The organism is Saccharothrix australiensis, from assembly GCF_003634935.1.
Lineage (GTDB): Bacteria > Actinomycetota > Actinomycetes > Mycobacteriales > Pseudonocardiaceae > Actinosynnema > Actinosynnema australiense.
On record NZ_RBXO01000001.1, the window covers coordinates 821889 to 833931 of the forward strand.

The 12043-nt window shown below is 73.0% G+C and carries 10 protein-coding genes; 8 read left to right on the forward strand and 2 right to left on the reverse strand.

Annotated elements, in window-relative coordinates:
• The first annotated feature begins 80 nt into the window (after nt 1-80).
• From C8E97_RS03990 to C8E97_RS33945, 3 genes are all read left to right on the forward strand, one after another.
• Nucleotides 81-1016, forward strand: coding sequence for an LppU/SCO3897 family protein (locus tag C8E97_RS03990; protein ID WP_121001741.1), 936 nt, complete (start codon nt 81-83; stop codon nt 1014-1016).
• A gap of 162 nt (nt 1017-1178) precedes the next feature.
• Nucleotides 1179-1643: an LppU/SCO3897 family protein gene (locus C8E97_RS03995; protein WP_121001743.1), complete on the forward strand. Its 465-nt coding sequence runs from the start codon at nt 1179-1181 to the stop codon at nt 1641-1643.
• A 97-nt stretch (nt 1644-1740) separates the two neighbouring features.
• Nucleotides 1741-2553: an LppU/SCO3897 family protein gene (locus tag C8E97_RS33945; RefSeq protein WP_147454990.1), complete on the forward strand. Its 813-nt coding sequence runs from the start codon at nt 1741-1743 to the stop codon at nt 2551-2553.
• Between the two features lie 98 nt (nt 2554-2651).
• Here the strand turns inward: C8E97_RS33945 and C8E97_RS04005 are convergent, their stop codons facing one another.
• Nucleotides 2652-3590, reverse strand: a complete 939-nt coding sequence (locus tag C8E97_RS04005) for an ABC transporter substrate-binding protein (protein ID WP_246018662.1) — start codon at nt 3588-3590, stop codon at nt 2652-2654.
• A 484-nt stretch (nt 3591-4074) separates the two neighbouring features.
• Between C8E97_RS04005 and C8E97_RS04010 the strand changes: the two genes are divergently transcribed.
• From C8E97_RS04010 to C8E97_RS04025, 4 genes are read left to right on the forward strand one after another with little or no spacing between them, the layout of a single operon-like run.
• Complete coding sequence (locus tag C8E97_RS04010) at nt 4075-7446, forward strand: sensor histidine kinase (protein WP_246018664.1); 3372 nt, start codon at nt 4075-4077, stop codon at nt 7444-7446.
• Nucleotides 7443-7862, forward strand: a complete 420-nt coding sequence (locus C8E97_RS04015; protein ID WP_033442969.1) for a roadblock/LC7 domain-containing protein — start codon at nt 7443-7445, stop codon at nt 7860-7862. Before C8E97_RS04010 ends, C8E97_RS04015 begins: the two co-directional genes overlap by 4 nt.
• Before the next feature lie 31 nt (nt 7863-7893).
• Nucleotides 7894-8643, forward strand: coding sequence for a DUF742 domain-containing protein (locus tag C8E97_RS04020; RefSeq protein WP_121001751.1), 750 nt, complete (start codon nt 7894-7896; stop codon nt 8641-8643).
• Complete coding sequence (locus tag C8E97_RS04025; RefSeq protein WP_121001753.1) at nt 8624-9229, forward strand: GTP-binding protein; 606 nt, start codon at nt 8624-8626, stop codon at nt 9227-9229. The genes C8E97_RS04020 and C8E97_RS04025 overlap by 20 nt, the downstream gene beginning before the upstream one ends.
• 67 nt (nt 9230-9296) lie before the next feature.
• Here C8E97_RS04025 and C8E97_RS04030 read toward each other — a convergent pair whose 3' ends face one another.
• A complete protein-coding gene (locus C8E97_RS04030) occupies nt 9297-11540 on the reverse strand; it encodes a helicase-associated domain-containing protein (RefSeq protein ID WP_121001755.1) in 2244 nt (747 codons plus the stop codon).
• 84 nt (nt 11541-11624) lie between these two features.
• Here C8E97_RS04030 and C8E97_RS04035 point away from each other — a divergent pair, with 84 nt between their 5' ends.
• On the forward strand, nt 11625-11810 hold the full coding sequence (locus C8E97_RS04035; protein WP_121001757.1) for a hypothetical protein: 186 nt from the start codon (nt 11625-11627) through the stop codon (nt 11808-11810).
• Nucleotides 11811-12043 lie beyond the last annotated feature (233 nt).

Sequence of the window (12043 nt, forward strand, 5' to 3'; positions counted from 1 at the left end):
GTGAGCGCCTCAGCGTGGTGACGGGTGTGCGGGCCGCTACCTTCTGGGACGTCACGCGCACCCGTCCAGCGAGGATGATGATGAGCAACGAGCCGAGCAAGCCCGCTTCCGACGTGCCCCGGACCAGCGCGGACGCACCGCAAGCCGCCGACGATGCGCCCAAGCCCGACACCGCGGCACCCGAACCCGGCACCGCACCGGAACCCGGCACCGCGGCCGAACCCGGCACCGCGGCCGAACCCAGGGCCGACGAGCCCGCGACGGGGAAGCCCGCGACCGACCCGGCCGCCGCCGGCGAACCCGCCGCCGAGCCCGCCGAGCCCGGCGCGTCCGCCGAGCCCGCCGAGGGCGGCGCGACGCTCGCGACGCCGACCGCAGAGGAGTCCGACCCGCCCGCCGCACCGCCCGCGCCGACGCCCGGCGACGGCGCACCGGTCGGCCTCACCGACCAGGTCGAGCCGCAGCGCTACCTGGTCACCCCCGACGACGAGGAGCGCGACGAGCCGGCGCGGCCGGGCGGCCCGGCCAAGAAGATCCTGATCGCCGCCCTGGCCGTGCTCGTCGCCGTCGGCGGTTTCTTCGCCGTCCGCTACTTCGTGACCGCCAACTCGGCCGCGGCGGCGGGCGACTGCGTGAGCCTCAGCGGCGAGGCCGAGGACCGCGCCGACGTGAAGACGCTCGACTGCGACGACGACAAGGCCGGGTACAAGGTCGGCAAGGTGCTGACCAAGGGCGAGGACCTGTGCCCCGAGGAAGGTCTCTACACGGACGTGACCGCGAAGTCGGGCGCCAACGAGGGCGACCGGCTGTGCCTGCTGCCGAACATGGTCGAGGGCAGCTGCTACCAGCCGGGCGAGGGCACCGGGTTCGTGAAGGGCGAGTGCGTCGGCCCCGACGCGATCAGGGTGACCAAGGTCATCAAGGACGTCGCCGACCTGGACCGGTGCCCGGACAGCTCCGGCGTGGCCTACCCGGAGCCCGCCCTCACGTACTGCCTGGAACCGGCCGAGCTGTGACCCGCGAGCCGGCGACCGCCCGTCCGGTGGTCACGCCCCGTGACCACCGTCGGTGATCACCGCCCGTGACCGGCGCGCCCGGGGCCGCCGGCGACGACCGGTCCATCACCACATGCGGTGAAATCGCTCGATCCGGCGCGCGGCCGTGCCGATGACCCGTCCATGCGGAAGTTGGTGTGGGTCATCGGCGCGGCCGTCGTCGTGCTGGGCGGTGTCGTGCCGGGCGCGGTGGGCGGCGGCGCGCAGCCCGCGCCGGGCGAGTGCGCCAGCGTCTCCAGGCAGGCCGAACTGGCCCGCTACGAGCCCCTGCCCTGCGCGGCGGAGGAGGCCAACGTGAAGGTCGCCAAGGTGGTGGCGGAGACGGAACCGTGCCCGAGGGGCGGTTCGCCGTACACGACCTACACGTCGTCGGCGCGGGTGTGCCTGATCCCGAACTTCGTCGAGGGCGTCTGCTACCGGCACGACCGCCAGTCCGGGATGCGCCGGGTGGATTGCGCCACCACCGAGTCGCTCAAGGTGCGCAAGGTCGCGCGGGGCGCGGCGGAGTGCGGTGACGACCGGAAGGTCGCCTACCCGGAGCCGCCGGTGACGTTCTGCCTCGTCTCCCACGCCCCCTGGCTCCGCTGACGCCGGTCCCGACTGGTCGCCGGGATGCGTCGAATCGACTGCGCCCGCCCGCTCCGCGGCGGTACGTTCCGCTCGTCCGACCCGAGAGGAACGCAGCGTGACCACGCCTCCCGACCCGTCGCCCCACCACCCCCCGCCCGGTGGCCAACCGCCACCGCAGCCGGGGTGGGGCCAAGCCTCCCCGCCGCACGGCCACCCGGCCCAGCCCGGACCGCGGCAGGGCCACCCGCCGCCCTACCAGGGGCCGGACCAGGGTTACCCCCAGCAACCGGGCTACCCGCCGCAAGCCGGCCAGGGCTACCCGCAGCAGGGCTACCCGCAGGCAGGCCACCCGCCCCCCGCCGGGCCGCCCGGCTTCCCCGGTCCGCAGCCGGGCTACCCGGCCCCGCCGGCGAAGAAGAGGACACCCGGCGGCGCGAAGGCGCTGATCGGCGTCGTCGGCCTACTCATCGTGGGCATAGTCGTGGCCGGGCTGATCGCGGGCGTCGGCAGCCCGGGGCGCGCGGCGGTCGGCGACTGCATCAAGGTGAAGTCGGCGAGCAGCACCAACGCGGACGTGGAGACGGTCGACTGCGCGTCGCCCGACGCGGCGTTCAAGGTGGCCGCCAACCTCGGCAGCAGCACCGACGCGTGCCCCTCCGGCGACTACTCCGAGTACCGGGACCGGGGTGGCCGGCGCAGCAACGGCTTCAAGCTCTGCCTCGTGTTCAACGCGAAGGAGGGCGACTGCTTCAAGCAGGAGGGCACGATTGTCGCGGGCAAAACCACCAAGGTGACCTGCGATTCGTCGGCCACCCACAAGGTGACCAAGGTGGTGGGGACCCAGGACGAGAACGCGTGCGCGGCAGGCGAGACCGTGTTCGTTTACTCACAGCCCGCCACCACCATCTGCATGGTCAAGACCGAATGACAAAACAGGGGTCTTCCGCGGCCACCGCGGAAGACCCCTGGAAACAATCACCGCCGGCGACGAACCGGTCGCGCACCGTTCGTTCCGGGCGCGCCCCGCTAGTTCGTCGTGCCGGGCGGGAGCAGCGCCTGGACGTCCAATCGACCCGGCAGCACGTCCTCGGTGTCCATCATGTCCGCGACCCGCTGGAGCCGGACCTGGTTGAGCGACAGCGGGAACGTGCCCACCGACACCAGCGCGGCGGTCTGCTGGTCCACGTCGACGTAGCCGGTCAGCGCGTCCTGGACGGACAGCTTGTCGTTCGTCGCGGCCTGCTGCGCGTCCCGCAGGACGTCCCGGAACAGGGCCAGCGCCTTGGGGTTGGCGTCGGCGAACTTCTTGCTCGACGCGTACCCCGACATGGGGAAGTCCTTGGTCGGGCCGATCGCCGTGTCGGTGACGATGCGGGCGCCGAGGTCCTTCTGCGCCCTGGTGATGAACGGCTCGGTCATCCACGCCGCGTCGACGTCCTTGGCCTTCATCGCGTCCATCATCTGCTCGAACGGCATCACCCGCAGGCCGATCCGCTGCTTCTCGACGCCCGCGGTGTCCAGCACGGCCTTGGTGGTCAGCGCGCCGACGTCGGTCTCGCTGTTCACGGCGATGCGCGGCGAGGACAGCTTGGCCGGCCCGTCGTAGTTGGCGTCGGTCGTGACCAGCGCCATCGTGTTCACGCCCGCCTGGTACGCCTCGCCCTGGAGCTGGAGCTGGGTGCCGTCGGCGACCGCGCGGAACAGGTTGACGTGGCTCGCCCAGGTGATGTCCAGCGTGGTGTCGAGCTGCTTGATGCCCTCGGCCTCGCTGCTCAGCGTCACGAGCTGCACGGACAGCCCGGACTTCTCGAACAGCTTCTGGTTGATGGCCAGCTTGAGCGGCGCGACGTCGACCACCGGCAGGACGCCGATGCGGAGCGTGCTGCGCTCCACATCCGGCCGGTCCGCGTCCTTGGTGCCCGGCAGCAGGCCGCACGCCGTGAGGGTCGCGGCACACGCGAACAACGCTGCCGCACGTCGCAGAACACGCGCTGGGGTTGGCATGGCACCTCTCGCCGCGTCGACCTCTTGAGCGGGGTCTTTTTGATCAACCTAATTCTCGACCTAGTTGTCGATGCCGGGATGGTAACCACCCGGAGGTGTGAAACGACAGCCCCGGCCGATACTGTGAGTGCTTCCAGAGGCTTCCCCGCGGCCGGGGTGCGGCACTACGCTCCCGGCCGGGTGGCACAAGGTCCGAGTGGAGGCGTTGTGTCCCTGCGCGGAGGTGGGGTGCCTAGCCGGCGCTACCACCCCTGTGCTGCAATTCGGCCCGATTTTCCAGTCCATGCTTCGGTCCGGGGGAGAGGCCGGGGAACACTGCTGCCGGAAGAGGAAGCCCAGGGTGGCCCGACGAGAGAGAGGTCCCAGCCAGTCAGGGGTGGGGAATCCACCGCGCTCCGAGAGCCCCGATTCGGGTGACGGACTGGCTGCGCTGCGTGATGGAACTGTGACCGAGTCAACGGGCGCCGGGCCGACAACCGAGGTGCGCACCAAGCAGGACGCCGGTACCGCCGCGTGGCGGCTCCGCAACTGGCGCCTGCCCGCGAAGCTGGCCGCCGTGCTGCTGATCCCGGCCGTGGCGGCGCTCGCCCTCGGCGGGTTGCGCGTGCAGTCCGACCTCGGTGACGCGACCGAGTTCAACCGGCTCGCGAACCAGATCCAGCTGGAGGCCGCGGTCGCGGACCTCGTGCAGCAACTGCAACGCGAGCGAGACCTGAGCGCGAGCCACGTGGCGTCGGGCAAGACGCTCGACCGCGTCGTGCTCGACCGCCAGCTGCGCCGCGTCAACGACATGATCGACGCGCTGAACACCAAGATCGGCGAGCTGCGCGGCGACCTCGACGACGACGTCGTCGCCCGGTTCGTCCGCGCGGCCGAGCAGCTCAAGCGGCTCAACAGCCTCCGCAACGCCGTCCGGGACACCGCGTACCCGTCGGACGCCGTGCTGCGCACCTACTCCGAGTCCGTGGAGAGCCTCCTCGACCTCGGTGAGCAGGCCATCGCGGGCATCAACCACCCGGAGCTGGTGCGGCTGCACCTGGCCACCAACGCGATCGGCCGCATCAAGGAGCAGGAGTCGCAGAAGCGCGGCATCCTGCTCGACGTCTTCCAGCGCGGCGGTTTCGGCCCCGGCCAGCAACGCGCGCTGCTCGCCGCGAACGCGGAGCTGGACGCGGCCCGCAACGACTTCCGCAAGTCCGCGACGCCCGACCAGGCCAAGATCTACGACGACACCGTCACCGGTCTGATCGTCGACACCGCGAACGACATGCAGGAGTCGGCGCTGAACCTGGCCGCCGCGAACAAGGGCCTGTCGACGCTGCGGCCGGAGAAGTGGGACATCGCGGCCACGCTGACCGTGAACCTCACGCGCGACGTGGAGAACCTGCTGCTGGAGCAGCTCCAGAACCGCACCGACGAGCTGACCGGCCAGGCCCGCACGTCGGCGCTGCGCGACTCGGGCATCGTGCTCGGCGCGCTGCTGCTGGCGTTCCTGATGGCGGCGATCGTGTCGCGGTCGATCCTCACCCCGCTGCGCACGCTGCGCCGCACCGCCCTGGAGGTCGCGGACCACGGCCTGCCGGACGCGGTCAGCCGCATCCTGGTGGACCCGAACCCGCAGGAGGCGGCGAAGACCGCCATCGAACCGGTGCCGATCACCACCAAGGAGGAGGTCGGCCAGGTCGCGCGGGCCTTCGACGCGGTGCACGGCGAGGCGGTCCGGCTGGCCGCCGAGCAGGCGCTGCTGCGGGACAACGTCAACGCGATGTTCGTCAACCTGTCCCGCCGGTCGCAGGCGCTGGTCGAGCGCCAGCTGAACCTGATCGACCGGCTGGAGCAGGACGAGCAGGACCCGGACCAGCTGGCCAGCCTGTTCGAGCTGGACCACCTGGCGACCCGGATGCGCCGCAACTCGGAGAACCTGCTGGTCCTCTCCGGCACCGACCTGTCCCGCCGGCTCACCCGCCCGGTGCCGGCCGCCGAGGTGCTCGGCGCGGCGGTGTCCGAGGTCGAGCAGTACGCCCGCGTGCAGGTGGGCCCGACGCCGGAGCTGACCGTCCAGGGCCGCGCGGTCAACGACCTCGTGCACCTGATCGCGGAGCTGCTGGACAACGCCACGGCGTTCTCCGACCCGGTCACCAAGGTCACCGTGCGCACGGCGCGCACCCGCAAGGGCGAGCTGGCGATCGAGATCCAGGACCGCGGCGTGGGCATGACCGAGCAGGAGGTCGCCGACGCCAACGAGCGGCTGGCCGAGCCGCCGGACGTGGACGTCGCCGTGTCGCGCCGCATGGGCCTGTACGTGGTCGCGCGGCTGGCCAAGCGGCACGACATCAAGGTCCGGCTGCGCTCCAACGAGGACATCGAGGGCGGCACCACCGCGGTCGTCGTCGTGCCCGAGACGCTGGTCGCCTCGTCCGGCGGGGTGGGCGCGCCGGCCGCCGCCGAGTCGGTGTTCGGCACCCCGGCCGGCTACCAGGCGTCGAGCCAGGCGCCCAACCAGGCGGAGCGCGCGAGCGGCATCGCGGGCGCGTTCACCGGCTCCATGCCGCGCCTGGAGGAGGAGCCGGGCCACGGCAGCTCGCCGCGCCTGGAGGACGAGCCGGGCTTCCCGGTGAGCTTCGTGCGCAGCGACGGCGAGCCGGACGCGGCGGGGCTGCCGATGTTCGGCGAGGTGCCCGCGGAGCGCTCCGGCGAGATCTCGCAGCCGTGGCTGCCGGTGGCCGACGAGAGCGCGCGGGACGTCGAGCACGAACCCTCGGGCTCGTTCGGCGAGCCGACGCTGTTCACCGCCTACGAGGACCGGCACGGCGACGACGACCCGGACCAGCACGGTTTCCAGACGACCCAGTTCGCGCCCGCGATCGAGAGCAGGCTCGCGGGTGAGCCGTTCGCCGACCCGGCGCCGTTCGCGGAGCCCGCGCCGTTCGCCGACTCCGCGTCGGCCGCGGAGCACGAGCGGGCCGCCGAGCCGGACCCGTTCGCCGACCCGTTCGCGGCACCGCCGTCGGACGAGCCGGAACCGGTGCGGCGCAACGGCTTCACGCCGCACGTGCCGTCCGCCGCGCGGGCGGCCGACCCCGACCTGGACGCGCCGACCGAGCGGCTGCCGATCTACGAGGCGGTCCTGTCCCAGTGGTTCCAGGCCGTGGGCAGCGAGACCTCGGCGGCGTCCGCCCAGGCGGTGCCACCCGCGCCCGAGGCCCGACCGGAGCCCGCCGCGCGCGAGGAGGCGGTCCTGCCGACCCGCAGGCGCCAGCCCGTGCCACCGGCGGAGGACGGCCCGGCGAGCGCGCCGCGCGAGGCGGACGGCGGTTTCACGTCGGCGCCGCACCGCGAGGTCGACGAGGGCCGGCCGGTCACCGAGGGCGGCCTGCCCAAGCGGCGGCCCGGCTCGCCCGACAACCTGCCCAAGCGCGCTCCGGAGGTGCACCGCGTGACCGAGCCCGAGCCGGTCGCCGAGGCTCGGCCCGGCGCGCACGGCGACCTGGAACCGCCCGCCGAGCCCGCCTGGCACTCGCCCGCCGACGAAGGTTGGCAGGCGGCCCAGTCGCTGCTCGGCAAGGCGCCCGAGACCACGACACAGGCGGGGTTGCCCAAGCGGGTGCCCAAGGCTCAGCTTGTGCCGGGATCCGCCGCTCCCAAGCCGCAGGCGGCGGAGCGGCAACCGCAGCGGCCCCCGCTGCCACCACGATCGGCTGACGCGATCCGTGGACGCATGTCGAGTCTTCAGCAGGGCGTCCGCCGAGGGCGACACGCTTTGATCGACGCTTACGCTGGTGACATGTCGAGCCGGCAAGACGAGGAGCAGGAGTGACGACCGCAGCTCAGCCAGGCAGCTTTGGTTGGCTTATCACCGACTTCGTGCGCAGGGTTCCCGGTGTGGCACATTCCGTGGTCGTGTCGGCGGACGGGCTGTTGCTCGCCGGCTCGCAGGGGCTGCCCCGCGACCGTGCCGAACAGCTCTCCGCGGTGGCGTCCGGCCTGGTGAGCCTCACGGCCGGCGCCGCGCGGTGCTTCGAGGCGGGCACCGTGAACCAGACCGTGGTCGAGATGGAGCGGGGCTACCTGTTCCTGATGTCGATCAGCGACGGGTCGTGCCTCGCGGTGCTCGCGGCCCCGAACTGCGACATCGGCCTCGTCGCGTACGAGATGACCCTCCTGGTCGAGCGCGTCGGCCAGCAGCTGACCCCGGAGCTGCGCGCGCAGCTCCAGGGCGTGGTCCGGCGGTAGATCCTCATGAGATCGTGGGGGTGAGCGGTAAATGGCTGAACGATCTGGCGCCGGCGGTCGTCGCTTCGGTAGGAACTTCAACTACCAGGAGTGGGCGGTCGGGGGCTTCCGGTTCGCGGAGCCGGATGCCGACCCCTCAGCAGACGAGGAAGCCGAGGACGCACCCAACTCGTGGGCCGGTCGGGCGGCCGGGCCTCCACGAGTCGAAGGCACAGGGCAGGGGCTAGGCGATATGTCTCAGCGTGAGGTTGACGACTCGTCGTACGACTACGACGACGTCCCCAACCGGTTCGACATCGACGGGTACGGCAGCGGGCTGTTCGGGGGTCCGGGCGCAGACCTGTTCGGGGCCCACGGCTTGCCCGACGCCGTGCCGGAGCAGCTCCCGTACACGACCGGTCCGCAGCCGGTCGTCCGGCGGGAGGAGAACCCGGCGGCCGAATCCGGCTCGCTGGTCCGCCCGTACACCCGGACCGGCGGTCGCACCCGGCCGGACTACGACCTCGCGATCGAGGCGCTGGTGTCCACCAGCGAGCGCGGGCAGGAGCGGGACGCGGCGGTGCTGCCCGAGCACCGGTCGATCTGCGGGCTGTGCCGCGACACGAGGTCGGTGGCGGAGGTGGCCGCGCACCTGCGGCTGCCGCTGGGCGTCGTCCGGGTGCTGATCGGCGACATGGCGAGCATGGGTTTGGTTTTGATTCACCAGGGCGGCTTGGTCGTGGGGGACCGGCCTTCCATTGAATTCCTTGAGAGGGTGCTCAGTGGGCTTCGCAGGCTCTAGCCCCAGCGCGGACGAAGGCGCACGGAAGCCGACGACCTCCGCCAAGATCGTGGTGGCCGGTGGGTTCGGCGTGGGCAAGACGACGTTCGTCGGCTCCGTGTCGGAGATCGTGCCGCTGACCACCGAAGCGGTGATGACCGAGGCGAGCGCGGGGGTCGACGACCTCTCCGCGACGCCGAACAAGGTCACGACCACGGTGGCGATGGACTTCGGCCGGGTCTCGCTCGACCAGGACCTGATCCTGTACCTGTTCGGTACGCCGGGTCAGCACCGGTTCTGGTTCATGTGGGACGACCTGGTGCGCGGCGCGATCGGCGCGATCGTGCTGGTGGACACCCGGCGGTTGGCGGACGCGTTCGCGTCCATCGACTTCTTCGACGACCGGCAGCTGCCGTACGTCGTGGGCGTGAACTGCTTCGACGGTCTGCTGCACCACCGGATCGAGGACGTCCGCGAGGCGTTGACGATCGACCAGTCGGTGCCGATCGTCACGTGCGACGCCCGGAACCGCCAGTCGACCAAGCAGACCCTGATCACACTGGTGGAGCACGCGATGCGCCAGTGGATGTCGGTCCGCGCGGGCTGAGCGGTCCCACCACGCCGAAGAGGGCGGCCACCCACCGGGAGGCCGCCCTTCGAGCCGCGCACCGGGATCAGCCGGCGTCGTGCTCGACCAGCGCGGCCGACGTGATGCGGTGCAGCGGGAACCGGCGCACCTCGCCGTAGCTGACGTCCACGCCCTCCAGCACCCCGCCGCCGACGACCTGCGGCGTGATGACGCGCCGCGCCGCCGTGCCGTGCCCGTCGACGAAGTCCACGAGCACGCTGCGCCCCTCCCGCGCCGCCCGCTGCAACAGGGCCAGCGTCGCCGACGGCCCCGCGCCGAGGTTGCCCGGCACCGACACCCGCGCCCCGCCGGCGGTCGTCGCCGCCTGGTCGCCCGCGCGGACCAGCCGCACCAGCTCGCCCAGCTGTTCGTCCGACGGCGGTGCCGGCGCCGGTGACCTGCGCCGACCCTTGGGCGCGATCCGCCGACCACCGGCCCGCAGGTCCAGCACCCGCCCGTCGGGGCCCTCGGCGGCGGGCGCGAACCCGGCGGCCCGCAAGCCGTCCAGCACCTCGGCCAGCGGGTACGGGCTGACCAGGACGGTGGGCGCGATCTTGCGCAGCTCCAGCCGCTCGGCGGCGGGGTGCACGGCGACCTCGGTGACCAGCACGGGGTCGTCGCACCGCAGGAACGACCCGGCCGCGCCGCCGCGCAGGCGGCCGTGCTTGCGCGCCGCGTCGTCGATCAGGTACGCCAGGGACTGCGGCACGGGCGTCCGCGACCGCGCGCGGAACAGCTCGTGCAGGTCGGCGGCGGTGCGCCCGGCGTCGAACGCCCGCCGGACCGAGCCCTCGTGCACCCGGTACACGGTCGCGCCGCCCGCGGACTCGACGTCCGCGACCAGGGCGATGTCCTCGGCGAGGTCGGGCTCCAGGCGTCCCGGCGCGACCACCGTCAGGTCCGCCTGCACCAGCACGTGGTCGACCGGCGGTGGCAGCGCGTCACCGAGCCGCTTGGCCGCCGGGCCGGGCCCCTCGCTCAGCAGCGTCCGGCCCTGCGCGGTGAGGGCGTCCAACGCCAGCACACCGACCGCCGTGCCCTCCTGGAGCGTCCAGCGGACCAACTGGTCCCGCAGCCGTCCGCCGCGGCGGGGAGCCCGCCACGCCAGCACCGCGGCCAGCTCGTCGACGTCGGGCACGGCCGTCCCGTGCGGGAGGGCGGCGAACGCCTCCAGGACGCGCCGGCGGTCCCGCGGCGCGCCGGGCCGGTTCAGCTCCGGCGCGAGCGGGTTCAGCAGCCGGTCGCGGTCGTCGCGCTGCCCGATCAGGCCCGGCAGCCGGGGCAGCTCCACCCACGCCTGGGCGAGCGTCGCCCAGCGGTGCTCGGGCGCGGCGGCGAGCCACGTGTCGGCCTGGGTGGTCGGCACCCACTCCGGTTCGGCGCCCTCGCTGTCGGCCACCAGCCCGGCGTTGACGACCAGCTCGACCAGCAGGGCGGCGCGCCGCTCGTCGACGTCCAGCTCCTTCGCGAGCCTGCGCAGCTCGCGCACACCGACCCCGCCCGACCGGAGCACGGCGGGCGGCTCCTCCGACCAGCCGGTCAGCAGCGCCTCGACGTGGCGGGACAGCTCCAGCGCCTCGCCCGCGCCCGTGCTGTCGACCGTGGCCGGATCGCGGTCGAGGATCGACAGGGCCGGCTCGGACGTCCGCACGTCGCCCAGCGGTCGGTCGCCGCGCACCTTGAGGCCGACCTCGCGCGGCAGCTCGACGGTCGACGAGTCCCGTCGCACCAGCAGGCCCCTGGCGAGCAGCTTCTGGATCGGCGTGCGGGCGTTGGCCGACGACACGACGTGCGCGGCGTCCTTGGTCTGGCCGATCGGAGGTCCCACGGCCAACGCCCCGAGCACCCGCCGCTCGTCCTCGCCGAGCGCACCGAGGTCGACGTCGGCCAACCCCGGCACGGACCGCCCGAGGCCGCAGGGGAACGGGCTGACGGCGTCCCGCGCGGCGGGCGGCGTCGACAGGGCGGCGTCGTCGCCCCACACGAGCGCGCGGGCGCGCAGGACGTCGACCGCCGGCCGGACGTCGACGTCGAACAACCGCCGGACCTCCTCGACCGCGACCGGGCGCTGATCGGCGTCGAGGACCAGCAACGCCTCCAGCACGGTCAACGTCAGCGTGTCGAGGTCCTCGCAGGCCCGAGCCACCGACGCCCGCGAGCCGACCCGCGTCGCCAGCACCGCCGTGTCGGCGGGCGGCGGGGTCGCCAGGTCGGGACGCGCACGCAACAACGCCACGAGCGCGGCGTCGTCCCGCGCGCGCAGCCACTCGGCCAATGTGGTGCCGGACATCCCCACCACGGTATAGGGCCGCACGCGGGCACGACCCGGTGAGGCACACTTGACGACGACGTGCAGCACCACCGAGGAGGAATCGTGGCCAAGGCCCGCCCCGAGCGCATCGACCCCCACTGGCCGGAGCCGCCCGCGGACGGCAAGTACGCGGTGAGCGAACTCGCCAGCGACGTCCAGGGCGCCCTGTCCCCGTTCGGCAAGGTCACCTTCCCCCTGCCGGTGGAAGACCTCGGTTACTACCACCCGGTGACCGAGATCAACCGCTGATCCGGCGACCCACGCGCAAGGCACCGCGCCACGCGCACACCTCACCCGAGCGTGTCATCCCCGTATGGCCTGCCCGCAGGGCAACCACGCCGGTCAGGCCAGGTCAAGCACGCTTCACCGCTTGACCTGGCCTGACCGGCGTGGTGGTCTTTGACCAGGCCATACGGGGATGACACGCTCAGCACTGCTTCAAGCGAAGCTTGGAGCAGTGCCCCATCCTCGGTGGCCGGCCC

Bases quoted from the DNA above. Each gene is read 5' to 3' on its own strand.
- C8E97_RS03990 (WP_121001741.1), top strand. From the start codon at position 81: ATGAGCAACGAGCCGAGCAAGCCCGCTTCCGACGTGCCCCGGACCAGC.
- C8E97_RS03995 (WP_121001743.1), top strand. From the start codon at position 1,179: ATGCGGAAGTTGGTGTGGGTCATCGGCGCGGCCGTCGTCGTGCTGGGC.
- C8E97_RS04020 (WP_121001751.1), top strand. From the start codon at position 7,894: ATGGCTGAACGATCTGGCGCCGGCGGTCGTCGCTTCGGTAGGAACTTC.
- C8E97_RS04030 (WP_121001755.1), bottom strand. From the start codon at position 11,540: ATGTCCGGCACCACATTGGCCGAGTGGCTGCGCGCGCGGGACGACGCC.